This is a genomic window from Solwaraspora sp. WMMD937 (assembly GCF_029581175.1).
Classification (GTDB): domain Bacteria; phylum Actinomycetota; class Actinomycetes; order Mycobacteriales; family Micromonosporaceae; genus Micromonospora_E.
On the sequence record NZ_CP120738.1, the window covers coordinates 4,175,114 to 4,201,639 of the forward strand.

The 26,526-nt window shown below is 71.8% G+C and carries 26 protein-coding genes and 1 pseudogene; 20 read left to right on the top strand and 7 right to left on the bottom strand.

Annotated elements, in window-relative coordinates; translation table 11 throughout:
* Nucleotides 1–8: 8 nt before the first annotated feature.
* The 3 genes from O7621_RS18500 to O7621_RS18510 are packed head-to-tail and all read right to left on the bottom strand — an operon-like array spanning nucleotide 9 to nucleotide 2,484.
* Nucleotides 9–1,745 carry an urease subunit alpha gene (locus O7621_RS18500; protein ID WP_282230418.1) on the bottom strand — a complete coding sequence of 579 codons (1,737 nt, stop codon included), beginning with the start codon at nucleotides 1,743–1,745 and terminating at the stop codon, nucleotides 9–11.
* Nucleotides 1,742–2,173: an urease subunit beta gene (locus O7621_RS18505; RefSeq protein WP_282230419.1), complete on the bottom strand. Its 432-nt coding sequence runs from the start codon at nucleotides 2,171–2,173 to the stop codon at nucleotides 1,742–1,744. The genes O7621_RS18500 and O7621_RS18505 overlap by 4 nt, the downstream gene beginning before the upstream one ends.
* An 8-nt stretch (nucleotides 2,174–2,181) precedes the next feature.
* Nucleotides 2,182–2,484 carry an urease subunit gamma gene (locus tag O7621_RS18510; protein WP_123601150.1) on the bottom strand — a complete coding sequence of 101 codons (303 nt, stop codon included), beginning with the start codon at nucleotides 2,482–2,484 and terminating at the stop codon, nucleotides 2,182–2,184.
* A gap of 251 nt (nucleotides 2,485–2,735) precedes the next feature.
* Here O7621_RS18510 and O7621_RS18515 point away from each other — a divergent pair, with 251 nt between their 5' ends.
* Nucleotides 2,736–3,347, top strand: a complete 612-nt coding sequence (locus O7621_RS18515; protein ID WP_282230420.1) for a YdeI/OmpD-associated family protein — start codon at nucleotides 2,736–2,738, stop codon at nucleotides 3,345–3,347.
* A 36-nt stretch (nucleotides 3,348–3,383) separates the two neighbouring features.
* Here the strand turns inward: O7621_RS18515 and O7621_RS18520 are convergent, their stop codons facing one another.
* Nucleotides 3,384–4,619 carry a cation:proton antiporter gene (locus tag O7621_RS18520; protein WP_282230421.1) on the bottom strand — a complete coding sequence of 412 codons (1,236 nt, stop codon included), beginning with the start codon at nucleotides 4,617–4,619 and terminating at the stop codon, nucleotides 3,384–3,386.
* A gap of 149 nt (nucleotides 4,620–4,768) precedes the next feature.
* On the opposite strand from O7621_RS18520, the gene aspS reads away from it, so the two are divergent.
* From aspS to O7621_RS18580, 12 genes are all read left to right on the top strand, one after another.
* Nucleotides 4,769–6,589 (top strand): aspartate--tRNA ligase, encoded by a 1,821-nt coding sequence (aspS, locus tag O7621_RS18525; RefSeq protein WP_282230422.1) that lies wholly within the window; start codon nucleotides 4,769–4,771, stop codon nucleotides 6,587–6,589.
* 147 nt (nucleotides 6,590–6,736) lie between these two features.
* Nucleotides 6,737–7,357, top strand: a complete 621-nt coding sequence (locus O7621_RS18530; RefSeq protein ID WP_282230423.1) for a winged helix-turn-helix domain-containing protein — start codon at nucleotides 6,737–6,739, stop codon at nucleotides 7,355–7,357.
* On the top strand, nucleotides 7,354–8,676 hold the full coding sequence (locus O7621_RS18535) for an MFS transporter (protein WP_282230424.1): 1,323 nt from the start codon (nucleotides 7,354–7,356) through the stop codon (nucleotides 8,674–8,676). Before O7621_RS18530 ends, O7621_RS18535 begins: the two co-directional genes overlap by 4 nt.
* Nucleotides 8,676–8,867 (top strand): hypothetical protein, encoded by a 192-nt coding sequence (locus tag O7621_RS18540; RefSeq protein WP_282230425.1) that lies wholly within the window; start codon nucleotides 8,676–8,678, stop codon nucleotides 8,865–8,867. The genes O7621_RS18535 and O7621_RS18540 overlap by 1 nt, the downstream gene beginning before the upstream one ends.
* Nucleotides 8,868–8,936: 69 nt before the next feature.
* A complete protein-coding gene (locus O7621_RS18545) occupies nucleotides 8,937–10,466 on the top strand; it encodes a replication-associated recombination protein A (protein WP_282230426.1) in 1,530 nt (509 codons plus the stop codon).
* A gap of 1,781 nt (nucleotides 10,467–12,247) precedes the next feature.
* Nucleotides 12,248–12,916: a hypothetical protein gene (locus O7621_RS18550; RefSeq protein WP_278174469.1), complete on the top strand. Its 669-nt coding sequence runs from the start codon at nucleotides 12,248–12,250 to the stop codon at nucleotides 12,914–12,916.
* 107 nt (nucleotides 12,917–13,023) lie between these two features.
* Nucleotides 13,024–13,485, top strand: a complete 462-nt coding sequence (locus O7621_RS18555; protein WP_278168655.1) for a DUF948 domain-containing protein — start codon at nucleotides 13,024–13,026, stop codon at nucleotides 13,483–13,485.
* A gap of 16 nt (nucleotides 13,486–13,501) precedes the next feature.
* The gene (locus O7621_RS18560) at nucleotides 13,502–13,807 is read left to right on the top strand and encodes a hypothetical protein (protein ID WP_282230427.1); all 306 of its coding nucleotides are present in this window, start codon (nucleotides 13,502–13,504) and stop codon (nucleotides 13,805–13,807) included.
* Entirely contained in the window at nucleotides 13,804–16,488 is a 2,685-nt protein-coding gene (gene alaS / locus O7621_RS18565) for an alanine--tRNA ligase (protein WP_282230428.1), read from the top strand. Before O7621_RS18560 ends, alaS begins: the two co-directional genes overlap by 4 nt.
* 15 nt (nucleotides 16,489–16,503) lie before the next feature.
* A complete protein-coding gene (gene ruvX / locus O7621_RS18570) occupies nucleotides 16,504–16,974 on the top strand; it encodes a Holliday junction resolvase RuvX (protein ID WP_282230429.1) in 471 nt (156 codons plus the stop codon).
* Entirely contained in the window at nucleotides 16,974–18,170 is a 1,197-nt protein-coding gene (gene mltG / locus O7621_RS18575; RefSeq protein ID WP_282230430.1) for an endolytic transglycosylase MltG, read from the top strand. Before ruvX ends, mltG begins: the two co-directional genes overlap by 1 nt.
* 46 nt (nucleotides 18,171–18,216) lie before the next feature.
* Entirely contained in the window at nucleotides 18,217–19,041 is an 825-nt protein-coding gene (locus O7621_RS18580) for a shikimate dehydrogenase (protein WP_282234645.1), read from the top strand.
* On the opposite strand, the gene O7621_RS18585 is transcribed toward O7621_RS18580, so the two are convergent.
* Nucleotides 18,956–19,963, bottom strand: a complete 1,008-nt coding sequence (locus O7621_RS18585) for a Bcr/CflA family efflux MFS transporter (protein WP_282230431.1) — start codon at nucleotides 19,961–19,963, stop codon at nucleotides 18,956–18,958. The two genes, O7621_RS18580 and O7621_RS18585, sit on opposite strands and share 86 nt — an antisense overlap.
* The gene (locus O7621_RS18590; protein ID WP_282230432.1) at nucleotides 19,924–21,162 is read right to left on the bottom strand and encodes a transposase; all 1,239 of its coding nucleotides are present in this window, start codon (nucleotides 21,160–21,162) and stop codon (nucleotides 19,924–19,926) included. Before O7621_RS18590 ends, O7621_RS18585 begins: the two co-directional genes overlap by 40 nt.
* A 19-nt stretch (nucleotides 21,163–21,181) precedes the next feature.
* On the opposite strand from O7621_RS18590, the gene tnpA reads away from it, so the two are divergent.
* A complete protein-coding gene (tnpA, locus tag O7621_RS18595; protein WP_282230433.1) occupies nucleotides 21,182–21,598 on the top strand; it encodes an IS200/IS605 family transposase in 417 nt (138 codons plus the stop codon).
* 92 nt (nucleotides 21,599–21,690) lie between these two features.
* Here the strand turns inward: tnpA and O7621_RS18600 are convergent.
* Nucleotides 21,691–21,903, bottom strand: a pseudogene (locus tag O7621_RS18600) (MFS transporter); the annotation flags it as partial.
* Nucleotides 21,904–22,057: 154 nt separating this feature from the next.
* On the opposite strand from O7621_RS18600, the gene aroC reads away from it, so the two are divergent.
* From aroC to nusB, 6 genes are all read left to right on the top strand, one after another.
* Complete coding sequence (aroC, locus tag O7621_RS18605) at nucleotides 22,058–23,236, top strand: chorismate synthase (RefSeq protein ID WP_123601165.1); 1,179 nt, start codon at nucleotides 22,058–22,060, stop codon at nucleotides 23,234–23,236.
* A 19-nt stretch (nucleotides 23,237–23,255) separates the two neighbouring features.
* Complete coding sequence (locus O7621_RS18610; RefSeq protein WP_282230434.1) at nucleotides 23,256–23,780, top strand: shikimate kinase; 525 nt, start codon at nucleotides 23,256–23,258, stop codon at nucleotides 23,778–23,780.
* A gap of 11 nt (nucleotides 23,781–23,791) precedes the next feature.
* A complete protein-coding gene (gene aroB, locus O7621_RS18615) occupies nucleotides 23,792–24,868 on the top strand; it encodes a 3-dehydroquinate synthase (RefSeq protein WP_282230435.1) in 1,077 nt (358 codons plus the stop codon).
* Nucleotides 24,869–24,884: 16 nt separating this feature from the next.
* The gene (aroQ, locus tag O7621_RS18620) at nucleotides 24,885–25,328 is read left to right on the top strand and encodes a type II 3-dehydroquinate dehydratase (protein WP_282230436.1); all 444 of its coding nucleotides are present in this window, start codon (nucleotides 24,885–24,887) and stop codon (nucleotides 25,326–25,328) included.
* Nucleotides 25,329–25,461: 133 nt separating this feature from the next.
* Nucleotides 25,462–26,019: an elongation factor P gene (gene efp / locus O7621_RS18625; protein WP_123601169.1), complete on the top strand. Its 558-nt coding sequence runs from the start codon at nucleotides 25,462–25,464 to the stop codon at nucleotides 26,017–26,019.
* A 23-nt stretch (nucleotides 26,020–26,042) separates the two neighbouring features.
* Nucleotides 26,043–26,450: a transcription antitermination factor NusB gene (gene nusB / locus O7621_RS18630; protein WP_282234646.1), complete on the top strand. Its 408-nt coding sequence runs from the start codon at nucleotides 26,043–26,045 to the stop codon at nucleotides 26,448–26,450.
* Nucleotides 26,451–26,526: the final 76 nt, after the last annotated feature.

Consider the following 26,526-nt stretch of genomic DNA (forward strand, 5'->3'; position numbering starts at 1 on the left):
GCCGGCGGTCAGAACAGGAAGTAGCGCTGTGCCATCGGCAGCTCCACCGCCGGAGCCGGCTCGATCGTCTCCCCGTCGATGCGTACCGTGAACGTGTCCGCGTCGATCTCGATCCGGGGGGTGGCGTCGTTCAGCGGCATGTCGGCCTTGCCCCGCCGCCGGGTGTCGGCGACCGGGGCGAGCCGGCGACGGATCCCGAGCCGGTCACCGAGCAGCGCGTCGATCGCAGCCGGCGCGACGAACGCCAGGCTGGTGGCGGCCGGCACGGTGCCGTACGCGCCGAACATGGGCCTCGGCAGCATCGGCTGCGGGGTCGGGATGGACGCGTTCGCGTCGCCCATCTGCGCCCAGGCGATCATGCCGCCCTTGATCACCAGATGCGGCCGTACGCCGAAGAACGCCGGATCCCACAGCACCAGGTCGGCCAGCTTGCCCGGCTCGACCGAGCCGACCTCGCCCTCGACGCCGTGCGCCACCGCCGGGCAGATCGTGTACTTGGCCACGTACCGTCGGGCCCGCATGTTGTCGGCCGGCCCGTCGCCGGGCAGCGCGCCACGGCGCGCCTTCATCACGTGCGCGGTCTGCCAGGTCCGCATGACCACCTCGCCGACGCGCCCCATCGCCTGCGAGTCGGAGCCGATCATCGAGATGGCGCCGAGGTCGTGCAGGATGTCCTCCCCGGCCATCGTGCTGGGCCGGATCCGGCTCTCGGCGAACGCCAGGTCCTCCGGCACGCTCGGGTTCAGATGGTGGCAGACCATCAGCATGTCGAGGTGCTCGTCGAGGGTGTTGACGGTGTGCGGGCGGGTCGGGTTGGTCGACGACGGCAGCACGTTCGGCTCGGCCGCGACCCGCATGATGTCCGGCGCGTGCCCGCCGCCGGCCCCTTCGGTGTGGTACGCGTGGATCGACCGGCCGGCGATCGCGGCGAGGGTGGACTCCACGTACCCGGCTTCGTTGAGGGTGTCGGTGTGGATCGCCACCTGCACGCCGGAGGCGTCGGCCACCCGCAGGCAGGCGTCGATCGCGGCCGGGGTGGTGCCCCAGTCCTCGTGTAGCTTGAACCCGCCGGCGCCGGCGCGCAGCTGCTCCCACATGGATTCTTCGCTGACCGTGTTGCCCTTGCCGAGCAGCAGCACGTTGACCGGCCACGGGTCGAGCGCGGCGAGCATCATGCCCAGGTGCCACGGGCCGGGGGTGACCGTGGTCGCCTTGCTGCCCTCGGCCGGCCCGGTGCCGCCGCCCATGATGGTGGTGATCCCGGCGGCGAGGGCGGTCTCCAGCAGTTGCGGGCAGATCAGGTGCACGTGGCTGTCGATCGCCCCGGCGGTAAGGATCTTGCCGTTGCCGGCGATGATCTCGGTGCCCGGCCCGATCACCAGGTCGGGGTGCACCCCGTCCATCGTGTCCGGGTTGCCGGCCTTGCCGAGCGCGACGATCCGGCCATCGCGGATGCCGACGTCGGCCTTGACGACGCCCCAGTGGTCCAGCACCACCGCGCCGGTGATCACCGTGTCGGGTGCCCCATCGGCCCTGGTGGCCAGGGACTGGCCCATCGACTCGCGGATCACCTTCCCGCCGCCGAAGACCACCTCGTCGCCGTACGCCGGGGTTCCGTCGGCGCCGGGCGGCGCGCAGCGGTCCTCCTCGACCTCGATCAGCAGGTTGGTGTCGGCCAGCCGGATCCGGTCACCGGTGGTCGGGCCGAGCAGTGCGGCGTACCGCCGCCGGTCCAGGGTGCTCACGCCGTGCCTCCCGTCGCGCCGGTGCCTGCCTGATCAGCCGGGCCGCGTCCGGTGCCCGCGGCATCGGTCCGGCCGCGTCCGTCCAGCTCGCCGGCGCATTCGCCGCGCAGCCCGGCGACGATCCGCCGGCCGCCGAACGGCACCAGGGTGACCTCCCGGTCGACGCCGGGCTCGAATCGCACCGAGGTGCCGGCCGGCACCGCCAGCCGGTGACCCCAGGCGGCGGACCGGTCGAATTCCAACGCCGGGTTGGCCTCGGCGAAGTGGTAGTGCGAGCCGACCTGCACCGGCCGGTCGCCGGTGTTGACGACCGGCAGGGTCAGCACCGGACGGCCGGAGTGGACGGTGACCGGCCCGTCGCCGGGGATCAGTTCACCGGGAACGACTGTGCCGCCGTCGGTGCCCGACGGCGTGGATGGTGCAGTCAATCTCGCTCCTAGGAGATCGGCTCGTGTACGGTGACCAGCTTTGTCCCGTCGGGGAAGGTGGCTTCCACCTGCACCTCGGGGAGCATCTCCGGCACTCCGTCGAGCACGTCCTCGCGGCCGAGCACGGTGCGCCCGGCCTCCATCAGCTCCGCCACGCTGCGGCCGTCCCGGGCACCTTCCAACAGGAAGGCGGTGATCACCGCGGTCGCCTCCGGGTGGTTGAGCCGGATGCCCCTCTCACGGCGCTTCCAGGCCACGTCGGCTGCGACGTGGATGAGCAGTCGCTCCTGCTCGTGCCGGGTGAGAAACAAGCCGGACCTCCATGAGCGATCGAGACCTGGGTCGTGCCAGATGCTGGCATTCTGACATTTCAATCACGTTACGTACGCGTATCCGCTGTCTGGGTGTCACCTGCTGTCCGGCCTGGTACGCACGGGTCGGCTCACCTGCGGCGACCTCGCAGGGCAGCCCGTCCGAAGTCCGGGTGCGATGCAACCAGGCAGGGTCGAGCCGGTCGAACGGGCGGAAGCTGCGGCCACGGCGTACCGGCTAGCCTGCCGTTATGGCAAGCGCCGAGTTGGACGAGTTGATCGTCGCGGACGCCGAGGCGTTGCGCGGGTGGTTGTCGGTCAATCACGGCACATCGCCCGGAGTGTGGCTCGCCCTGACCAGGAAGGGCGGCACGGTCACCACTCTGACCTGGCAGCAGACGGTCGACGAGGCGCTGTGTTTCGGCTGGATCGATGGGCAGGCTCGGAAGCGGGATGAGCAGACTTCCTGGATCCGGTTCACCCCGCGCCGGACCCGCAGCTCCTGGTCACAGCGCAACGTCGCCCACGTGGCCCGGTTGGAGGCACAGGGGCGGATGATGCCGTCCGGCCGTGCTGCGGTGGACGCGGCGAAGGGAGACGGACGGTGGGCGGCCGCCTATGCGCCGCCTTCGGAAGCCGTGGTGCCGGCCGATCTGCTCGCTGCGATCGCCGCTGACCCCGCCGCCCAGGCAATGTTCGACGTACTCACCAGGACCAACCGTTTTGCCCTCATCAACCGGGTGATTGGCGTCAAACGGGCGCAGACCCGCGAGCGGAAGATCGGCGAGATCGTCGCCATGCTGGCCCGGCACGAAACGATCTACCCGCAGAGAGCCAGGCCGCCGGAGTCGGCCACGTCGTGATGGCCGTACGCGGTTCGGCGTGCCGCGACCCTGTCGTCAGTCTTCCGACGACTGATCCGGGCCGTGGCTGGTGTCGGCCCTTGGGCGCCGGAAGCGGTCGTGCCAGGCCGGTGTCTCCCGTTCGTCGTCGAAGGCGTTGGCGATCACCACGTCGGTCGACGAGTGCAGCAGGATCGAGATCACAATGGTCAGGGCGACCAGGTGAAACACCTCGTCGGCGGCGTCGATGCCGGACTTGAGCACGATCAGGCCGTACACCACCGAGGCGAAGCCCTTCGGCCCGAACCACATGGCCGCCGCCTGCTCCCGGGGCGCCAACCCGGAGCGGATGAACGCGATCGCCAGCGCCACCGGCCGGGCGACGAAGATGGCCAGCACCGCGAAGACCCAGCCCGGCCAGGAGATCTCGCCGAGGAACTCGATCGAGATGAGCGCGCCGAAGACCAACAGCGCGGCGAGTTTGAGCAACTCGGAGACGCTCTCGCCGAAATGCTCGAACGCGGCCCGCTGACGCGGGCCGAAGGTGGCGATGGTGCTGCCGGCGGCGAACGCGGCCAGGAACAGGTTGCCGTGGGTGGCCTGCCCGAGAGCCAGCACGAGCAGGCCGATCGCCACCCCGTTGAGTGGCGCGTACAGGGCTGACGCGGCGAACCACCGGGTCCGTTCCAGGGCGATCGCCAGTGCGGGGACGGCGACTCCGATGGCCAGGCCGACGGCGAGTTCGGTGGCCAGTTCGTCGAGGTGCAGGTCGCCGGAGCCGGTGGCGATCGCCAGGAACAGGATCACGAACGGTAACGCGAGGCCGTCGTTGATCCCGGACTCGACGTTGAGCAGATGCCGCAGCCGGTACGGCACCTTCTTGTTGCCGACCAGCGCGGCGGCGAACACCGGGTCGGTCGGGGCCAGCACCGCGCCGATCAGCAGCGACTCCGCCCAGCCCAGCCCGGCGACGTAGTGGGCCAGCACCGCGGTGATCACCAGGGTGAGTGGCAGCCCCCAGCCCAGCGCCCGGCCGGGCAGCCGCCATGCGGAGCGCAGGTCCTGCCAGCCGACCCGCATCCCGTCGGTGAACAGCACGGCGAACAGCGCCAGCTCGGCGAGAGTGTTGACGATCGACGAATCGGCCCGCACGTCCAGCACGCCGGTGGTCTGCGGCCCGAGTAGGAAGCCAGCCACCAGGAACAACGCCGCCGTGGACAGGATGGTGCGGTGGGCCAACGCCGACACCAGCACGGCGAGCAGCAGTACGGCGGCGAAACTCAGCAGCAGCATGTGAACTCCGGGACCGGCGGGAGCGGTGGTGATGGTGTCGGGCCCGGTGATGGTACGTCCCGCCGGGGTCGGGATCGGCGCGGACCGGTACCGGACGGGCTGACACAATGCGGAAGCAGTCCCGTACCCGCGATGAGGAGTTCCGTGCCGTGATTCGTACCCATGACGCCGGCGGCCTGCGCGCCACGCACGCCGGCACGACGGTGACGCTTGCCGGGTGGGTGGCCCGCCGGCGCGACCACGGCGGGGTCATCTTCGTCGACCTGCGCGACGCCTCCGGCGTGGCGCAGGTGGTGTTCCGCGAGGAGATGCAGCTGGCCCACGCGCTGCGTAACGAGTTCTGCGTACGGGTGACCGGCGTCGTGGACCGCCGCCCGGAGGGCAACGACAACCCGGAGTTGGCCACCGGCGAGGTCGAGGTCACCGCGACCGAGCTGACCGTGCTGTCCGAGGCCGCGCCGCTGCCGCTGCCCATCGACGACCAGGTCGACGCCGGCGACGATGTCCGGCTGCGGTACCGCTACCTGGACCTGCGGCGCAGTGGCCCGGCCGGGGCGTTGCGGCTGCGGTCGCGGGCCAACCAGATCGCCCGTACGGTGCTGCACGACCGCGACTTCGTGGAGGTCGAGACCCCGACGCTGACCCGCTCCACCCCGGAGGGGGCCCGCGACTTCCTGGTCCCGGTGCGGCTGCAGCCCGGCACCTGGTACGCCCTGCCGCAGTCGCCGCAGCTGTTCAAGCAGCTGCTGATGGTCGCCGGGATGGAGCGGTACTACCAGATCGCCCGCTGCTACCGCGACGAGGACTTCCGGGCCGACCGGCAGCCGGAGTTCACCCAGCTGGACATCGAGATGTCGTTCGTCACCCAGGACGACGTGATCGAGCTGGGCGAGTCGATCGTCGGCGCGCTGTGGCGGGAGCTGGCCGGGCACGAGATCACCGGTCCGGTGCCGCGGATCACCTGGCACGAGGCGATGGACCGGTACGGTTCCGACAAGCCGGACCTGCGCTACGGCGTGGAGCTGACCGAGCTGACCGGCTACCTGCGCGGCACGGCGTTCCGGGTGTTCGCCGGGGCGATCGACGCCGGCGGTTACGTCGGTGCGGTGGTGATGCCCGGCGGTGCCGCGCAGACCCGCAAGGAGCTGGACGGCTGGCAGGACTGGGCCAAGGCGCGCGGTGCGCGGGGCCTGGCGTACGTGGTGCTGGACGCCGAAACCGGCGAACCGCGCGGCCCGGTGGCGAAGAACCTGTCGGCCGAGCACCTGGGTGGGCTGGCCGACGCGGTTGGTGCCAAGCCCGGTGACGCGATCTTCTTCGCCGCCTCGACCAACCGGCGGGAGGCGCAGGAGCTGCTCGGTGCGGCCCGCATCGAGATCGCCCGGCGGGCCAACCTGGTCGATGAGAGCGCGTGGGCGTTCTGCTGGGTGGTGGACGCGCCGATGTTTGAGCCGACCGAGGAGGGCGGCTGGACGGCGGTGCACCACCCGTTCACCTCGCCGACCGACGAGTGGCTGGACCGGTTCGACGGGGCACCCGGCGAGGCCCTCGCCTACGCGTACGACATCGTCTGCAACGGCAACGAGATCGGCGGCGGCTCGGTCCGTATCCACCGCGCCGACGTGCAGCGGCGGGTGTTCGACCTGCTGGGCATCAGCGAACAGGAGGCGGCCGACAAGTTCGGCTTCCTGCTGGAGGCGTTCAAGTACGGCCCGCCGCCGCACGGCGGCATCGCGTTCGGCTGGGACCGGATCTGCATGCTGCTGGCCGGCGTGGACTCGATCCGTGAGGTGATCGCGTTCCCGAAGACGCGTGGCGGGTTCGACCCGCTGACCCAGGCGCCGACGCCGATCACCGCGCAGCAGCGGGCCGAGGCCGGGGTGGACGCCAAGCCAAAGCCGCCGGCCGGTGTCGCGCCGACCCCGGCCGCCGGTACGGCAGGGGTGGCCGCCCCGGTCGAACCCTCCTGATCCGACGACCCTGACCCTCGCGGGCCGGGTCCATGGGAGTTTCGCACGCCCGTGGATCCGGCCCGCTTCTGTTCGACCGGAGCGAACCGCAGAGAAAGCTTGCAAAGAAGTTGTGCACACTATCTCTGCAAAACTATTGTGCAGAGCATGGAAGAGCAACAGTCGACGGTCTGGCTGACCGGGGATCAGGTCCGCACCCTGGCCCACCCGCTGCGGTTGCGGCTGCTCGGCACGCTGCGGCTGGACGGCCCGGCGACCGCCACCGCCCTCGCCCACGAGCTGGGCACCAACACCGGAGCGACCAGCTACCACCTGCGCAAACTCGCCGATGTCGGGCTGGTCCGCGAGGAGCTGGCCCGGGGCACCGGCCGTGAGCGCTGGTGGCGCTCGGTGCACCAGGTCTCCTCGTGGCGCGGCACCTCGTTCGACGACGACCCGGACGCCCGGGCCGCCGCCGACTGGCTCAACAGCTACTTCGTCCAGCAGTTTGTCCGGCTGGCCGAGGACTGGCACATGGCCCGCGACGGCTACCCGATCGAGTGGCGGGACGCCGCCGAGTACTCCGACTACATCCTGACCCTCACCTCGGACCAACTGCGGCGGCTCAACGCGGACCTGCACGCGGTCGTCGAGCGCTACCGCGCCGACCCCGGCCCCGGCGACGGCGTGGCCGAGCAGGTGATGCTCTACACCTACGGCTTCCCCCGCGTCGTCAACGGCGACCGGGGCGGATCTGCCGGGGACGGGTCGGTCGGAGGCGAGCCGTGACCGGGCTGACCGTCCGGCAGGTGCACCGGCGCTACCTGATCCTGCACGGCCTGCGCTGGGCACCCGTCGGGCTGCTGATCCCCGTCTGGGTGCTGCTGATGCTGGAACGCGGGCTCACCTTGGCGCAGATCGGCCTGGTCGTCGCGGCACAAGGGCTGGCCGTACTGCTGCTGGAGCTGCCGACCGGAGGCCTGGCCGACGCCGTCGGTCGCAAGCCGGTGCTGATCGGCGCGGCGGTGGTGAACCTGGCGTCGCTGTCGCTGCTCGTCGTCGCGGACTCCTTCACCCTGTTCGTCGTGGTGATGCTGCTGCAGGGCGTCTACCGGGCGTTGGAAAGCGGGCCACTGGAGTCCTGGTACGTCGACGCCACGCTCGCCGCCGACCCCGACGCGCGGTACGAGGGCGGGCTGAGCCACGGGGGAGTGGTGCTGGGTCTCGCGATCGCGGCCGCCGCGCTGGCCAGCGGTGGGCTCGTGGCGCTCGGCCCGGTGGGTCCGGTCAGCGCGATGACGGGGCCGGTGCTCGTCGCAGCGCTGCTCCAGGTCGTCGGCCTCGTCGGTTTGGCGTGGTTGCTGGTCGAGGCGCGGCCGGCTGGGGCAGTGCCGGTCGCCGGGGGACGCTCGGCGCGGGTGTCGACGGTCGGTGCGTCGATCCGGCAGGTGCCGTCCGTGATGCGGGACGCGCTGGCGCTGCTGCGGCGTTCCCGGATCCTGCTCGCCCTTGTCTCGGTCGAGCTGTTCTGGGGTTTCGGCATGATCTCCTTCGAGACCCTGACGCCGGTACGCCTGGCGGAGGTGACCGGCGACGCCGACCGGGCGGCGGCGCTGCTCGGCCCGGTCGGTGCTTCCGCCTGGCTGGCGTCGGCCGGCGGCGCCGCGCTTGTGCCGGCGGTCGCCCGGCGACTCGGCGCACCGGTGACCGCTGCCGCGTTCCGCGTCCTGCAGGGGGCGACCGTCGCGGGCATGGCGCTGTTCGCCGGACCGGTCGGAGTAGTTGCCGCCTTCTTGGCCTGCTACGCCATCCACGGCGCGTCGAACCCGGTGCACATGGGCCTGCTGCACCGGCAGGTTGACGGCCGGCACCGGACCAGCGTGCTCTCGCTCAACTCGATGGTCGCGCACCCAGCGGGAGCGCTCGGCGGGGTGGTGCTGATGGCCATCGCCGGCGCTACCACCGTCAGCTTGGCAATGCTGGTCGGTGCGGCCGTGCTGGCCGCAGCCGCACCGCTGTACCTGGTCGCGCCTGGTCCAAGCTGGATTGGCCGGCGCGGCCGGTGGGTACGGAACGGCCGAGTGACTGAACCCCCCAGGAGGATCTGATGTTCGCCATCGCTGCGGCCGTCGTTTTCGGCTTCGCCCTGCTGCTCGACCTGCTCGACACCGATCTCGGTGCGCCCGACCTGTTCAACTGGAACACCATGGTGCTGATCGGCCTGCTCTGCCTGGCCCTGTTCTTCGCCGGGGTCGGTCGTGGCACCGGCGGCTGGTCCCGGCGCCGTCGGCGCAGCTGACCCGGCTGTTCACTGGCCCGATCTCGGTGCATTTCCGGCGTCCGAGATCGGGCCGGTACTGTCTTGCTGATGGAGTCCGACGTCCTCTTCTCCTACCCCACCGCCGAGCACCGCCGCGATGCGTCGCCGGCTGGTGACGGCGTGGTGGCGGGCGACTCCGGCTCCGGCCCGACCACGCCGGCGCCGTTGCCCGTTCGGATGCGTCCGGCGAGCCTCGACGAGCTGGTCGGCCAGGAGCATCTACTGGCCCCGGGCGCGCCGCTGCGGCAGCTGGTGACCGGTACCGCGCCGATGTCGGTCATCCTGTGGGGACCGCCGGGCTGCGGCAAGACGACGATCGCCCACCTGGTGGCCCGGGCCACCGACCGTCGCTTCGTAGCGATGTCGGCGCTGTCCGCCGGAGTCAAGGACGTCCGTGCGGTGATCGACGAGGCCCGACGGCAACGGCGTACCGGCGGGCTGCCGACGGTGCTGTTCATCGACGAGGTGCACCGCTTCAGCAAGACCCAGCAGGACTCGCTGCTCGCGGCGGTCGAGGACCGTACCGTGACGTTGTTGGCAGCAACCACCGAAAACCCCCACTTTTCGGTCATCTCGCCATTACTGTCGCGGTGTGTCCTGCTCACCCTCCGGCCGCTCGGCGACGAGGCGGTCCGTGACCTGCTCCGGCGCGCGGTGACCGACGAGCGTGGACTCGGCGGCTCGCTACGGCTGTCCCCGCCGGCCGAGGACCACCTGGTCAGGTTGGCCGGTGGCGACGTGCGCAAGGCGCTCACCGCCCTGGAGGCGGCGGCCTCGGCGGCCACCGCGACTGACACCGGGGAGATCGACCTGCGTACCGCCGAGCGGGCGATCGACGTCGCCGCGGTGCGTTACGACCGCGACGGCGACGCCCACTACGACGTGACCAGCGCGTTCATCAAGAGTATGCGTGGCTCGGACGTCGACGCCGCGCTGCACTGGCTGGCCCGGATGCTGGTCGCCGGGGAGGACGCCAGGTTCATCGCCCGGCGGATCGTGATCTTCGCCAGCGAGGACATCGGGATGGCCGACCCGGTTGCGCTGTCGGTGGCGACCGCGGCCGCCCACGCCGTGGAGTACGTGGGGCTGCCGGAGGCACAACTCAACCTTGCCCAGGCGGTGATCCACCTGGCCACCGCTCCGAAGTCCAACTCGGCCACCACCGCGCTGTCGGCGGCCGTCGCCGACGTGCGGGCCGGCCGGGGTGGGACGGTGCCGGCACATCTACGGGACAGCCACTACTCGGGCGCGCGGCGGATCGGCCACGGAGGTGGCTACCGTTACCCTCACGACGACCACCGGGGGGTGGTCACCCAGCAGTACCCGCCCGACGAACTCGCCGGTGTCGACTACTACCAACCGACCGAGCACGGCGCCGAGCGGACGGTCTCCGCGCGGCTGCCGGTGCTCCGCCGGATCGTGCGCGGCCTGCCACCCGACACCCGCGCGTCCGCTGGACGCACCGGCTCCGGCTCGTCCGCTGGTGCCGCCGAACCTGATCCATCCGTCCCAGCGTCCGAGGCTGGTCCGGTGCCCGATGACAGCGGCAGCGTTGCTGCCGGGGAGGTACAGCAGTGAGAGCGCGCGGTTCTGACCGCTCCGATCACCCCGACGAGCGTCGTGAGGGCAAGCCGAAGGGCCGTCGGTGGGGCCGGGCACCGGTCGAGGAAGAAGTCAGCGGCGAGGAGACTGGCTGGCTGGACGATCTGCGGACCGCCAAGGAACAGCGGATCGACATCGGACCCGGCGGCGCCGGAGCATCCGGCGACTCCTCGACGGACGGCCCGCCGTCCCGATCGGCGGTTTCCCGGTCCGCCGTCCCGTCCCGTCCACAGCCGCAGCCGCCTGCGGGTCCGGGTCCGCAGCCGCGCACCGGTCCAGGGGCGGCCGAGCCGGTGTCCCCGGCTGGCGCGAAACCGTCCGAACCCCGACCCCGACCCCGACCCGTCAGCCCCGCCCCGGGCGGGCCGACCCCGGTCTCCGGTGGGCCGAGCCCGACCCCGGTCTCCGGTGGGCCGAGCCCGGCCCCGGTCCCGGGTGGGCCGAGCCCGGCCCCGGTCCCGGGTGGGCCGAGCCCGGCCCCGGGCCGGTACCAGCGACCGCCGCAACGCCTGCCAGCGGCGGACACGGTCGTGCCGCAGTCGGGCAACGCACCGCCGTTGCCGCCGTCCGCGCCGCAGCGGCCATCCGCCGACGCCTTCGGCGGCCCCCGTTCCGCGCCGGGCACCCCGACCCGACCAACGTCCGGCCCTGGTGCCGATGGGCGCGACGAGACCCGGATCATTCCGCCGGTCAGGTCGTCCGGCGGGCGTCGACGTGCCCCGGAACCGGCGGACGAGACCAGCGGCTGGGAACGCCGCCCGGAGACGCCGCAACGTGGCCCGGCCGCCGGGGCGGACCGGGCGGGTCAGACTCGGGAGGGGGACGGCCCGGCACCATCGCGGCCGTCGGCCGGCCGGCATGCCTCGGCCGGCCAGCCGTTCGAGCCGGCCCGGCCGACCTCGGGCGGGCCTCGCCCGGCGCGGTCCGGGCCGATCCCCGGTCAGCCATCCCGGGGTGGCCCCGGCGGTCCCCTGGCCGCTCCCGTGGTCCCCGGGCCGGGCGGTGCCGTGCCGCCGGCCCGTGGTCCGCAGCCTGACCCGGGCACCGACCAGCCGCCCCGTCCGGGAACCCGCCCGGCAGGACCGCCGCCAGTCCATCCGGCCGGCCCGCCGACCGCCACCCGCACTGGTCCCGGCCGGGCGACGGTCCCGGCAGCCGGGCCGGTGCCGGCCGGTGGCGGGCCGCGGCCACCGATGACCGGGCCGCCGGCTACCGATCGACGGGACCCGTACGCCACCGGTCCGATGCGCCCCGGCCAGCCGGGCCGATCCGACCCGCCGGGCCGTTCCAACGAGGTCGGCACCTTCGGCCGCCCCAGCCACCCGGGCCGGCCAGCTCAACCCGGCCGGCCAGCTCAACCCGGACCCGGTGGCGTCGCGACGATGCCCGGCGCGCCGGCACCTGGCCGGCCGGTGTCCGGTGGCCCTGCCGGTGCCGCCGCGCCGCCGCACCGTGATCGGCCGACGCCCGCCCCGCCCCGCCCGATCTCCGGTGCCGGGGCGACGGTGGCGCGGTCGGCGTCGGTGCCGGTGCGGCCGGGTGGGCCGGTGCCGCCGAGCGGACTCGCCCCGGTGTCGGGCGCAGCCGCGCCGGTCCCGGGAGCCGTGCCGGTCCCGGGAGGGGTCGCCCCGGTGTCCGGTGGGGGTGGCTCACCGGTCCGGTCCGGGCCGTACCGCCCTGACCGGTCGGGATCCGAGCACTCCGGCCCTGAGGAGTCCGGTGCCGACCAGTCGGGTTCCGAGCAGGGTGGCCCGAACCTGCAGCAGCGTCGGCTGCGGGCGATGGCCCTGATCATGGTCGCCGTCGTGGTGCTGGCCGCCCTCCCGCTCTACTTCGGCATCCGGGCCGCGACCCGCGACCCGGTCTTCAACTCCCTTGACCGACTCGACGTGCCCGAGTGGGCGGCGCAGGAGCGTACCGACGCGGTCAGTGGGAGCCGTTGGTGCCTCATCGACTGCCGGTTCCGCGAGCGGACGATGACCTCCGAACGCGGCACCGAGGAGACCGCCCAGGTCTACACCGCGGCACTGACCGACGCCGGGTGGCTGCCGTGGGACGCCGAGCTGTGCCCGTCCCAGCCGGTCGAAGGCCAGTACAACTGCTGGACCCGCGACGAACTCACCCTCGACCTGTGGGTCCGGCCGCCGGCCTGCTCGGACGACCTGCTACTGCAGCGGCCGACGGTGGAGCCGCCGTCCGGCGAGTCGACCGACGGTGGGTCGACCGACGGGGAATCGGCCGACTCGCCGCCGGTCACCGAGGCCGAGACCTGCACCGGTTCGGTCGTGTCGATCAAGGTACGCAACGCGATCGGTGACGACCGGATGAAGCCCCAGCCGAGCACCGATCCGTCGCTCACCGGTGAGGATCCGGATCCGGTCTTCACCGACGACCCGCTGCTGGACCTGGAGGTCGAACCGTCGTGAGCGGACGACCATCACTGACGGTAGGGTCTGCACGGTGGTGCGGCGCGAGCTGACCGCCGTCAGGTGAGCAGCGGCGGCGAGGCGTCGTGACAGAGGAGGACACAGGCATGGACGGTGGACAGATCGCGGCGCTGGTGGCGGCCGGAGCGTTCCTGATGCTCGTGCTGGTGCTCGCGGTGCCGATCCTGCGGCTGCGGCACACCGTAGACGCGGCGACAAGGGCGATCAACGACCTGAACGACCGCACCGGTCCACTGCTCGGGCAGGTCAATACCTCGATGGAGAACGTCAACACCGCGCTCGGGCAGGTGCACACCACGCTGGACGGCGTCAACATCCAGCTCGCCAAGATCGACACGATGACCGGTCACGCGCAGAACGTCACCGCCAACGTGGCGAACCTCGCCACCGTCGTGTCGGCGGCGGCGGCCAACCCGCTGGTGAAGGTCGCCGCCTTCGGGTACGGCGTCCGGCGCGCCGCGTCCGCCCGTCGGCACGCCGAGCAGGAGCGCGACGTACGGGCGGAACTCAAGCAGCGGCGCCGGGCAGCCCGGCGCAACGCCGGATGACCGGGAGGACGCCGTCATGAAACGCCTGCTCTGGCTCGGTGTCGGCATCGCCGTCGGCGCGGTGGTGGTCCGCAAACTGGCCCGGACCGCCCACTCCTACACACCGTCCGGGATCGCCTCCTCGCTGTCGGAATCCGCTGGTGGTTTCGTCGAGTCGGTCCGTACCTTCGTGGAGGACGTGCGTGAGGGCATGGCAGAGCGCGAGCAGCAGATCCAGGCCGCGTTCGCTGAGGGCGTGGCGTTTGACGACCAGTTCGCCGACCTGCGGGGCGACCCGAGCGTCGGTGACGTGGAGATATTCCCCCAGGAGGACGTTCGGTGAAAACGGCGGAGATCAAGCGGCGGTTCCTCGCGCACTTCGAGGCCAACGGCCATGCCGTGGTGCCGTCAGCTCCGCTGCCCGCGATCGATGACCCGAACCTGCTGTTCATCAACGCGGGCATGGTGCAGTTCGTGCCGTACTTCCTCGGTCAGCGGACACCGCCGTACCAGCGGGCGACGAGCGTGCAGAAGTGCATCCGTACCCCGGACATCGACGAGGTCGGCAAGACGTCGCGGCACGGCACCTTCTTCCAGATGAACGGCAACTTCTCGTTCGGCGACTACTTCAAGGAAGGTGCGATCCCACTGGCCTGGGACCTGGCCACCAGGCCGGTCGACGCGGGTGGGTTCGGCATGGATCCGGAGCGGATCTGGGTCACCGTCTACCTCGACGACGACGAGGCGGCCGACATCTGGCGGCGCACCGGCGTACCGGCGGCGCGGATCGTGCGCCGGGGCAACAAGGACAACTTCTGGTCGATGGGTATCCCCGGGCCGGCCGGGCCGTGCTCGGAGCTGTACTACGACCGGGGTCCGGCGTACGGCCCGGACGGCGGCCCGGAGGTCGACGAGGACCGCTTCCTGGAGTTCTGGAATCTCGTCTTCATGCAGTACGAGATTACCAACGTGCGGAGCAAAGAGGTCTTCGACATCGTCGGCGACCTGCCGAAGAAGAACATCGACACCGGCATGGGCCTGGAACGGATCGCGTCGATCCTGCAGGGGGTCGACAACCTCTACGAGATCGACGAGGTACGTCCGATCCTGGACCGGGCGGCCGAGCTGACCGGTAAGCGCTACGGCGCGGGCTCCGGCCAGGCGGCGAGCGAGTCGCACCCCGACGACGTACGGCTGCGGGTGATCGCCGACCACGTGCGGACCGCGCTGATGCTGATCGGCGACGGGGTGACCCCGTCCAACGAGGGTCGCGGCTACGTGCTGCGCCGGATCATGCGCCGGGCGATCCGCTCGGTGCGGCTGCTCGGCTGGCAGGAGCGCGCCCTGCCGGAGCTGCTGCCGGTGGCCCGGGACTGCATGGCGCCGTCGTACCCCGAGCTGGCCGCCGACTTCGAGCGAATCTCCTCGTACGCGTACGCCGAGGAAAACGCCTTCCTGTCCACGCTGCGCGCCGGTACCACGATCCTGGACACGGCGATCGCCCAGACCAGGTCGGCCGGCGGCGGCAAACTCTCCGGCGACCAGGCCTTCCAGCTGCACGACACCTACGGGTTCCCGATCGACCTCACCCTGGAGATCGCCGCCGAGCAGGGGCTCTCCGTCGACCAGGACGGTTTCCGCCGGCTGATGTCCGAGCAGCGGGCCCGGGCGAAGGCGGATGCGCAGGCCCGCAAGACCGGGCACGTCGACATGTCCGCGTACCGCGGGGTGCTGGACAGCGGCGGGCCGGTGGAGTTCACCGGCTACGCGGAGGTGTCCCGCGAGTCGCGGGTCCGGGCGCTGCTCGGCGCCGGCGGCGCGGTGCTGCCCGCGGCCGGTGAGGGCGACGTCGTGGAGCTGGTGCTGGACAGCACCCCGTTCTACGCCGAGGGCGGCGGCCAGCAGCCGGACACCGGCCTGCTCACCGTCGGCGCCGGCCGGGTGGAGATCTTCGACGTGCAGCAGCCGGTGCCGGGCCTGATCGTGCACCGGGCGCGGGTGGTCAGCGGTGAGCTGCGCGCCGGGGAGTCCGGCTACGCCGAGATCGACATCCCGCGTCGGCGGGCGATCTCCCGGTCGCACACCGCGACGCATCTGGTGCACCAGACGATGCGCAACTTCCTGGGCGAGTCGGCGACCCAGGCGGGGTCGCTGAACGCGCCGGGCCGGCTGCGGTTCGACTTCAACACCCCCGGCGCGGTCGCGCCGTCGGTGCTGCACGACATCGAGCAACAGGTCAACGAGGTACTGCTGCGTGACCTGGAGGTGAACGCGTTCATCACCTCGCAGGAGGAGGCGCGCCGGCTGGGCGCGATGGCGCTGTTCGGGGAGAAGTACGGCGACGAGGTCCGGGTGGTCGAGGTTGGTGACTACGCCCGGGAGCTGTGCGGTGGCACGCATGTGACCCGCTCCGGTCAGCTGGGCGTGGTGAAGATCCTCTCCGAGTCGTCGATCGGCTCCGGCGTGCGCCGGGTGGAGGCGCTGGTCGGCATCGACGCGTTCAACTTCCTGGCCCGCGAGCACCTGCTGGTGGCGCGGCTCGCCGAGCTGTACCGGGTGCCGGCCGACCAGGTCGCGGACCGGGTCCAGCAGACCGTCACCCAGCTGCGCGACGCGGAAAAGGAGCTGGAGAAGCTGCGCGCGCAGCTGGTGCTCGGCGGCGCTGCGGCGATCGCCGGCCAGGCGCGTGACGTGCGCGGGGTGGCCTACGTCGGCACCGAGGCGCCCGAGGGCGCGGCCGGCAACGACGTACGGACCTTGGCGCAGGAGATCCGGGGCAAGATCGACGCGGCCCGGCCGGCGGTGGTCGCGGTGACCGCCCGGGCCAACGGCAAGGCGGCGCTGGTGGTGGCGGTGAACGCGGCCGGCAAATCACGCGGAGTGTCCGCCGCCAACCTGGTCAAGGGCGCGCTGCACGGCCGGGGTGGCGGCAATGCCGACCTGGCGCAGGGCGGCGGGTTGCCGGCGGCCGAGGCGGCGAACCTGCTGGTCGCGGTCGAAAAGGCAATCGCCGAGACGGCCTGAGATGAGCGGTACGAGGTGAGTGGATTCGTCCGTGGGCGCCGGCTGGGCGTTGACGTGGGGCAGGTCCGGGTCGGTCTGGCGATCAGCGACCCGGACGGCATTCTCGCCACCCCGTTGCTGACGGTGCGGCGGGACCTGTCGACCGGCGGCGCGACGACACCGGCCGACGTGCCTACGGACATCGCGAAAATTGTCCAGATAGTCCATGAGTACGAGGTCAGTGCGGTTATTGTCGGTCTGCCGGTGAACCTCGCCGGTCGCCACGGACCGGCCGCCGACGCGGTCAGCGCATACGTACGGTTACTCGAAGTGGCGGTATCGCCGATTTCAGTCCTGACGACCGACGAAAGGATGTCGACGGTGGTCGCTAGCCGTAGGCTGTCCGAGCGGGGCGTCCGAGGACGACGCCAACGGGCGGTGGTCGACCAGGCGGCCGCCGTGGAGATCCTGCAGAGCTGGCTGGACGCGCAGCGGAGGCAGAAGTGATGATCGACGAACTGGACCTCGCCTTCGAGGACCGGGCCGACAAGGGCCGGCACCGTCGGGGGGCGCGGCGCAAGAAGTCGTCTGGCGGTGGCGGCCGGGGCAAGACCGCCGCCGCGCTGCTGGTCACCGTGCTGCTGCTCGGCGTGCTCGGCGGCGGTGTCTGGTACGGCTTCGACCGGGTACAGGGCTACTTCGCGACCCCGGACTACGACGGCGGCGGCACCGGTGAGGTGGTGGTCCAGGTCCGGGCCGGCGACACCGCCACCGACATCGGCAACACCCTCGTCGAGGCCGGCGTGGTCAAGAGCACCAAGGCGTTCGTCAACGAGGCCCGGGACAACTCCCGCAGCCAGAACATCCAGCCGGGCTTCTACACGCTGCGCCTGGAGATGAGCGCGGCGACCGCGCTCGGCCTGCTGCTGGACCTGGAAAACAAGGTCTCCAACCGGGTGACGATCCCGGAGGGCCGTACCGCCAAGCAGATCTATCAACTGCTGGCCGAGTCGACGGACATCCCGGCGGAGGAGTTCGCCACCGCAGCCGAGGACCCGTTGGCCCTGGGCGTGCCCGAGTGGTGGATGACCCGCACCGACGGTCAGGAGGTGACGGTCTCCGCCGAAGGGTTCCTCTTCCCGGACACCTACGACTTCGATCCCGATGTCACCGCACCGGAGATCCTCCGGGTGATGGTCAACCGGTTCCTGACCGTCACCGGCGAGATGGAGTACGCCGACCGGGTGCAGGCCGAACGCGGCGGGATCAGCCCGTACGAGGCGTTGATCGTCGCGTCGCTGGCGCAGGCCGAGGCCGGCATCGCCGAGGACCTCGCCAAGGTCTCCCGGGTGGCGTACAACCGGGTGTACAGCGAGACCTTCCCGTGCAGCTGCCTGCAGTTCGATGTGACGGTCAACTACTACTGGGAGCTGACCGACCAGGAGACCAAGGCGTCCAAGGACATGACCCGCGAGGAGCTGTACGACGAGAGCAATCCGTACAGCACCCACGCGCACAGCGGGCTGCCGCCCACGCCGATCAACAACCCGGGCAAGGCCGCCCTGGAAGGGTCGATCAACCCGCCGGACGAGGACTGGGTCTACTTCGTGGCGATCGACAAGGAGGGCCGTTCGGCGTTCGCCGAGACCCTCGACCAGCACAACCAGAACATCGAAATCGCCCGACAGAACGGCATCCTCTGAGGTGTCCGACCCCCGACCGTCCACCGCCGTCCGGCGGCGGGCCGCGGTGCTCGGCAAGCCGGTCGGGCACTCACTGTCGCCGGTGATCCACAACGCCGGCTACCGGGCCGCCGGGCTGACCGGCTGGAGCTACACCGCGATCGAATGCGCCGAGGTGCAGCTGCCGGGCCTGGTCGCCGGCCTCGGCCCGGAGTGGGCCGGGCTGTCGGTCACCATGCCGTTGAAGGAGGCGGCGCTCGCCCTGGCCGGGCGGGCCTCGTCGGTGGCCACCGCAGTCGGGGCGGCCAACACCCTGGTACGTCGGGCCGACGGCACCTGGTTCGCCGACAACACCGACGTGCCGGGGATGGTCGCGGTGCTGCGCGACGCCGGCGTCGGCGCCGGGGCCCGGTTCACCGTGCTCGGCGCCGGCGGTACCGCCCGGGCCGCGTTGGCGGCCGCCGCCGCGTTGGCCGCCGACTCGGTGATCGTGGCGGCCCGACGGCCGGCGGCGGTCGACGAGCTGGTGCCGGTCGCCGGTGCGCTCGGCGTGTCGATGACCGGTGCCGACCTATCGGCGGCCCCGACGGCGGCGGCCGGCACCGACGTACTGGTCTCCACCCTGCCGAAGGGAGCCGCCGACCCGTACGCCGGCCAGCTGCCGTGGGTATCCGGCACGGTCTGCTTCGATGCGATCTACGATCCCTGGCCGACTCCACTGGCCTCGGCGGCGGCCGCCGCCGGTTGCCGGGTGGTCTCCGGACTGGATCTGCTGCTGGCCCAGGCGGTCGGGCAGTTCGAACAGTTCACCGGGGTCGCCGCGCCGGTACCGGCGATGCGGGCCGCGCTGTCGACACGGCGACCAGTGACAGCCCCGCCGCGCCGAGGATGATCAGCGCCATCGGGGTGGCGCTGGCCGTGCCGGCCAGCCCGACCACCGGCGCGGCCAGCGAGGCGATTCCCGACTGGACCGCGCCGAGCAGGGCGGCGGCGGTGCCGGCGTGCCGGGCGTGCTCCTGCAGGGCCAGCGCGGTCCCGTTCGGCATGAGCATCCCGATCGTGGCGACGTAGCCGGCCAGCGCCGGCACGATCAGCCACAGCTGGCCGGTGGTCGCGCCGGCCACCAGCAGCGCCGCAGCGCAGGCTCCGGCGGTCAACGCGCCGACGAACAATGGCCGGGTCCGGTACCGGCCGACCAGTCGGGCGTTGACCTGCCCGAGCGCGATCAGCCCGACCGCGTTGGCCCCGAACACCAGGCTGAACATGGTCGGCGACAGCCCGAAGCCGTCCTGCAGCACGTACGGCGATCCGGAGATGTAGGCGAACAAGCCGGCGAACGCCAGACCCTGGGTGGACGCGTACCCGACGAACGCCCGGTCGGTGAGGACCAGCCGGGCCGCCCGGACGGCGCCGGCCAGACCGTCCGGGTTGCGGCGCTCCTGCGGCAGGGTCTCCGGCAACCAGCGGGCCATGGCGACGGTGAGCAGCGCGGCGAGTACCGCGAGGGCGACGAAGATCTCCCGCCAGGAGGCCACCCGCAGCACCGCCGCGCCGAGCACCGGCGCGGCGATCGGTGCCACCCCGAAGATGATCAGCAGACGGGAGAAGAACCGGGCCGCGTCGGCACCCGAGTAGAGGTCGCGCACCACCGCGCGGGCGACGACCACCCCTACCCCGCCGGCGAAGCCCTGGAGCAGCCGCAACCCGGCCAGTGCCTCGGCGTTCGGGGCCAGCGCGCACGCCAGCGAGACGACGACTTGACATCCTCCTCGCCTTAAGGGACGAGGATTCCCTCCACGCTGCGTGTGGAACACGCGGCGTCCGGGTGGGTTACCGCTTCACTGCGCGCCGCCGGGACAAGTCCCGGTCTTACGTGCGCTCGACGGTCGTTGAAGTCCGCCTGTCCGGCGGCCTTGATGTTGATGGCGGCGTTGATGTCCCGGTCGTGGTGACTGCCGCACGGGCAGTCCCACTCCCGGACGTTCAACGCGATCTTCTCGTTGATCCGGCCGCAGTCGCAGCACATCCGGGTGGACGGGAGCCACCGGTCCACCCGGGCGAACGCGCGCCCGTACCGCTCCGCCTTGTACTCCAGCATGCCGGTGAAGGCGGCCCAGCCCGCATCGTGCACGGACTTCGCCAGCCGAGTCCGGCCGAGACCAACAACGCACAGGTCCTCGACGTACACCGCTTGGTTGTCACGGATGATCGCCGTGGACAGCTTGTGCTGCCAGTCCCGCCGGGTGTCGGCTACCCGCGCGTGAGCGCGGGCCACCTCGATCACGGCTTTCCTGCGGCGGTTGCTGCCCCTCTGCTTGCGTGAGAGTGCCTGCTGCAACCGCTTGAGCTTGCGGGCCGCGCGGCGCAGAAACCTCGGGGCGGTCACCTTCGTGCCGTCGGACATGACCGCGAAGTGGGTCAGGCCCAGATCGATGCCGATCTCGGAGTCGACCGGCGGCAGCGTCTCGTCCTCGCCGATCTGCACGACGAACGAGGCGAAGTACCGGCCTGCTGTGTCCTTGATCACGGTGACCGAGGTGGGATCCGACGGCAGGCCGCGCGACCAGCGCACCGCAACGTCGCCGATCTTCGGCAGCCGCAGGCGGCCGTTGTCACAGACCTTGAACCGGGAGTTCTTCGTGAACCGGATCGCCTGCCGGTTGTCCTTACGGGACCGGTACCGGGGCGGGGCCACCGTGCGGCCCCGGCGTTTGCCGGACAGCGAGTTGAAGAAGTTGCGGTACGCGGTGTTCAGATCGGCGAGGGCCTGCTGCAACACCACGGCCGACACCTCACCCAGCCAGGCCCGGTCCTCGCTGGCCCTGGCCGCTGTGATGACCAACTTCGACAGGTCGCCGTCGGAGATGTACTTCTCGCCCGCCTCGCGGGCCTGCTGACGCAGCCTGAGTCCGTCGTTGAAAACCACCCGGGCACACCCGAACGCCTGCGCCAGCGCGGTGCGCTGGGCGGCGTCCGGGGTGATCCGGTAGTTGTAACGGAGCTGCACGGCCATCACTGTATCATGTTGGTCTATGGTCGAACTTCAAGGCATCCGCACCGGCAGGCACTGCACTTTCGCGATGCATGTCCACTTGGTTTTCGTGGCGAAGTTCCGGCACAACGTGTTCGCCGACCGGCACCTGACCCGGATGGAGGCGATCATGCGAGACGTGTGCGCCGACTTCGAGGCCGAACTGGTCGAGTTCAACGGCGGACACAACCACGTCCACCTGCTGGTCAACTTTCCGCCCAAGGTCGCCGTGGCCAGGCTGGTCAACAGCCTCAAAGGGGTCTCCTCGCGCCGCCTCCGGCAGGAGTTCCCCGACCTGGTGCGCCACTACTACCGGGCCAACAAACTCTGGTCCGGCTCGTACTTCGCCGGGTCTGTCGGCGGCGCACCGTTGAGCGTCATCAAGCAGTACATCGAGCAGCAGAACCGTCCCGGTTAAGGCACTGCTCGGGCCTGGCGGCCCTCCCAGCGCGGGCCTTCACCCCCGGCCTGAAGGCCGGAGCACTGGCCCGCATTCCGGTAGCCCGGGAAGCCGGCCAGCGCCGGTCGCCGCCGCCCCCACCGGTCGCTCACCGGCCCGCCGACCAGTTGCCCGAACGCGACGCCGATCAGGCAGGCGGTCAGCGACAGCTGCACCCGGGCCGGGGTTGCGGCGAGGTCGTCGCTGATCGCCGGGAACGCCGGCAGGTACATGTCGATCGACAGCGGCCCCACCGCGGTGACCGCGCCGAGCAGGATGAGCAGCACCGCTGGTCGGCGGCGGATGTCGGCCGGAACGAAACCCCACCCCCCGAGACCGACCAACCGTACGTTAGGTCAGCTCCAGCGGTGTCCGGAGGGCGGGACGCGGGCGACGTGGGTCACCGGGCCCCGACCACGCCGTGCCACACTTTCCGACGTGTTGCGTTGGCTGACCGCAGGTGAATCCCACGGCCCCGCACTGGTCGCACTCCTCGAAGGCGTCCCCGCCGGCGTCGAGGTGACCAGTGCCGAGATCGGTCGCGAGCTGGCCCGTCGGCGGCTCGGCTACGGCCGGGGCGCCCGGATGAGTTTCGAGCAGGACGAGATCGAGATCGTCGGCGGCCTGCGGCACGGGGTGACGCTGGGCAGCCCGGTCGCGATCCGGGTGGGCAACTCGGAGTGGCCGAAGTGGCGCACCGTGATGGCTGCCGACCCGGTCGACCCGGACGAGCTGGCCGGGCAGGCCCGCAACGCCCCGTTGACCCGGCCCCGGCCGGGGCACGCCGACCTGGCCGGGATGCAGAAGTACGGCCACACCGACGCCCGGCCGATCCTGGAGCGGGCCAGCGCCCGGGAGACCGCCGCCCGGGTCGCCGTCGGTACGGTCGCCCGGGCGCTGTGCCGGCAGGCACTGGGCATCGAGATCGTGTCGCACGTGGTCGAGCTCGGTTCGGTGGCCGCCAAACCCGGGCTGCAGCCCCGCCCGGAGGACGCCGAGCGGGTCGACGCCGACCCGCTGCGCTGCCTCGACCCCGAGGCGAGCGCCCGGATGGTCGCCGAGGTGGACGCCGCCAAGTCCGACGCCGACACCCTCGGCGGTATCGTCGAGGTGCTCGCCTACGGGGTGCCGCCGGGGCTGGGCAGCCACGTTCAGTGGGACCGTAAGCTCGACGCCCGGCTGGCCGCCGCGGTGCTGTCGATCCAGGCGGTCAAGGGTGTGGAGATCGGCGACGCCTGGCAGCAGGCCCGGTCGCGGGGTTCGGTCGCGCACGACGAGATCATCCCGACCGCCGCCGGGGTGCGCCGGGTCACCGACCGGGCCGGCGGGCTGGAGGGCGGCATCACCACCGGCGAGCCGCTGCGGGTACGGGCCGCGATGAAGCCGATCTCCTCGTTGAACCGGGCGCTGTCGACCGTCGACGTCGTCACCGGTGAGCCGGCGACCGCGATCAACCAGCGGTCCGACGTCTGCGCGGTGCCGGCCGCCGCGGTGGTGGCCGAGGCGATGGTGGCGCTGGTGCTGGCCGAGGCGGCCACCGAGAAGTTCGGCGGCGACTCGGTCGCCGAGATCCGCCGCAACCTCGCCGGATACCTGGACCACCTGGTGATCCGCTGATGGCTCCGGTGATCCGCTGATGGCCCCGGTCTGCGTGCTGGTCGGCGCGCCCGGCGCGGGCAAGACGAGCACCGGTACGGCGCTGGCCGGGCTGCTCGGCTGCGACTTCCGCGACACCGACAGCGACATCGTGGCGGCGGCCTGCAAGCCGATCCCGGAGATCTTCGTCGACGACGGCGAGGAGCACTTCCGGGCCCTGGAGCGGGCGGCTGTCCGGGCGGCACTGCGCGGCTTCGACGGCGTGCTCGCGCTCGGCGGCGGCGCGGTGCTGGCCGACGAGACCCGCGCCGCGCTCGCCGGGCACACCGTGGTCCACCTCGGTGTCGAGTTGGCCGACGCGGTCCGCCGGGTCGGCCTCGACGCCGGCCGGCCGCTGCTGGCGATCAACCCGCGGGCCACGCTGCGGCACCTGCTGGAGCAGCGTCGCCCGCTCTACGAGCAGGTCGCCACGCACCGGGTGGCAACCGACGGCCGTACCCCGGAACAGGTCGCCGAGGAGATCGCCACCCTGCTGCGTACACCGGCCGACCGGTCCGGGTACTAGGCTCGGCGCCGATGAACTCGACGACCCGCATCCCGGTGCCCGGCGACCGACCGTACGACGTGCTGGTCGGTCATGGGCTGCTCGACCAGCTGTCCGACCTGCTGCCCGGCGCGGACCGGGTGGCGGTACTGCACGCGCCTCCGTTGCAGGGCCAGGCCGACCGGATCGCCGCCGGCTGCGCCGCGGCCGGGGTCAAGCCGCTGCTGATCGAGGTGCCGGACGCCGAGGCCGGCAAGTCGCTCGAGGTCGCCGGGCAGGCGTGGGCGGAGCTGGGCGCGGCCGGCTTCACCCGTACCGACGCGGTGGTCGGGGTCGGCGGCGGTGCGGTGACCGACCTGGCGGGTTTCGTGGCCGCCTGCTGGCTGCGCGGGGTCCGCTGGGTGCCGGTGGCGACCAGCCTGCTCGGCATGGTCGACGCGGCGGTGGGCGGCAAGACCGGGATCAACACGGCGGCCGGCAAGAACCTGGTGGGCGCCTTCCACCCGCCGGCCGGGGTGCTGGCCGACCTGGATCTGCTGGCCAGCCTTCCGCCGGTCGACCTGGTCGCCGGGCTGGCCGAGGTGGTCAAGTGCGGGTTCATCGCCGACCCGGCGATCCTGGAGCTGATCGAGGCCGATCCGGCGGCGGCCGCCGACCCGAACGGGCCGCAGGTGCGGGAACTGATCGAGCGCGCCGTGCGGGTCAAGGCCGACGTGGTCGGTGACGACCTGCGCGAGTCGGGGCTGCGTGAGGTGCTCAACTACGGGCACACGCTGGCCCACGCGATTGAGAAGGTAGAAGGCTACCGCTGGCGCCACGGGCACGCGGTGTCGGTCGGCCTGGTCTACGCGGCGACCCTGGCCCGGCTGGCCGGCCGGCTCGACGCGACGGTCGCCGACCGGCACGTGTCGGTGCTCGCCGCCCTGGGGCTGCCCACCAGCTACCGGGCCGACGCGTGGCCGGAGCTGCTGGCCACGATGCGGGTGGACAAGAAGGCCCGGGGCAGCCGGCTGCGGTTGGTGGTGCTCGACGCGCTGGCCCGGCCGGGAATCCTCGACGGCCCGGCCGACACGTTGCTCGCCGAGGCGTACCGGCAGGTGGCGGCGTGACGGGAGGTGGCGCGGCATGCGGACCTACGTGCTGAACGGCCCTAACCTGGGCCGGCTGGGCAGCCGTCAGGTCGACGTGTACGGGCTGACCAGCTACGCCGACCTGGTGGCGATGTGTGAGCAGGTGGGCCGGGACGCCGGGCTCGACGTCGAGGTGCGCCAGACCGACGCCGAGCACGAGATGCTCGGCTGGCTGCACGAGGCCGCTGACAGCGAGGCCGCCATGGTGCTCAATCCGGGTGCCTGGTCGCACTACTCGTACGCGGTCCGGGACGCCTGCGCACTGCTGCGCGGACCGCTGGTCGAGGTGCACATCTCCAACATCCACGCCCGCGAGCAGTTCCGGCACCACTCGGTGGTGTCGGCGGTCGCCACCGGGGTGATCTGTGGGCTCGGGGTGGACGGCTACCGGCTGGCGCTGCTGCACGTCGCCCGGTTGGCCGCAGCCAGTCCCCGCTGAGCCGGGACGGGCGCCGGTCGTGGGCCGCGTCCTGCTGAGCCGGGACGGGTAGAGGTCGGGCCGTCCCAGCTGAGCCGGGTCTGGCCCGATAGACTTGGTAGATCCGTCCGCACATTGATGATCAAGGCAGGAAATGGCGACCACCAACGACCTGAAGAACGGGCTGGTTCTCAACCTCGATGGCGAGCTGTGGGCCGTCGTGGAGTTCCAGCACGTCAAGCCCGGCAAGGGCGGCGCTTTCGTGCGCACCACCCTGAAGAACGTGCTCTCCGGCAAGGTGGTCGACAAGACCTTCAACGCGGGCACCAAGGTCGACACCGCGACCGTCGACAAGCGGACCATGCAGTACCTGTACGCCGACGGCGAGGATTACGTCTTCATGGATCTGGAGACCTTCGACCAGATCATGGTGCCCGGCGGCACGGTCGGCGAGGCAGCCAACTACCTGCTGCCCGAGGCCGAGGCGATCGTGGCGACCCACGAAGGCGTGCCGCTGTACGTCGAGCTGCCGACCAGCGTGGTCCTCGAGGTCACCTACACCGAGCCGGGCCTGCAGGGTGACCGGTCGACCGGCGGCAACAAGCCGGCCACGATGGAGACGGGCGCCACCGTCCAGGTGCCGTTGTTCGTCACCACCGGCGAGAAGATAAAGGTCGACACCCGCGACGGCCGCTACCTCGGCCGAGCCTGATGGCCGAGGGGCCGAAGACCTCGATGCCGGCGCGCCGCAAGGCGCGCAAACGGGCCTTGGACGTGCTCTACGAGGCGGACATGCGTAGTCTGCCGCCGACCCAGGTGCTGGTCGGGTACCTGGCCCGGCTGTCCCCGCGTCCGGAGCATCTCGACTACGCGGTCGGCCTGGTCGAGGGGGTGGCGGCCCACCGGGACCGGATCGACGAGCTGATCGGCAGCTACGCCGAGGGGTGGACGCTGGACCGGATGCCGGTGGTCGACCGCAACCTGGCCCGGATCGCCGTCTACGAGTTGCTCTACGTCGACGAGATCGACGACCCGGTGGCCATCACCGAGGCGGTCGAGCTGGCCCGGCAGATGTCGACTGACGATTCGCCGCGGTTCCTCAACGGTCTGCTGGACCGGATCGCCGAGTACACCCCGCACTAGCGGCTCCCGCCGCCCCGACGGGCACCGCCACGACCGCCGGTGCCACGCGACACCGCCGACGGGCCCGATCCAGCTG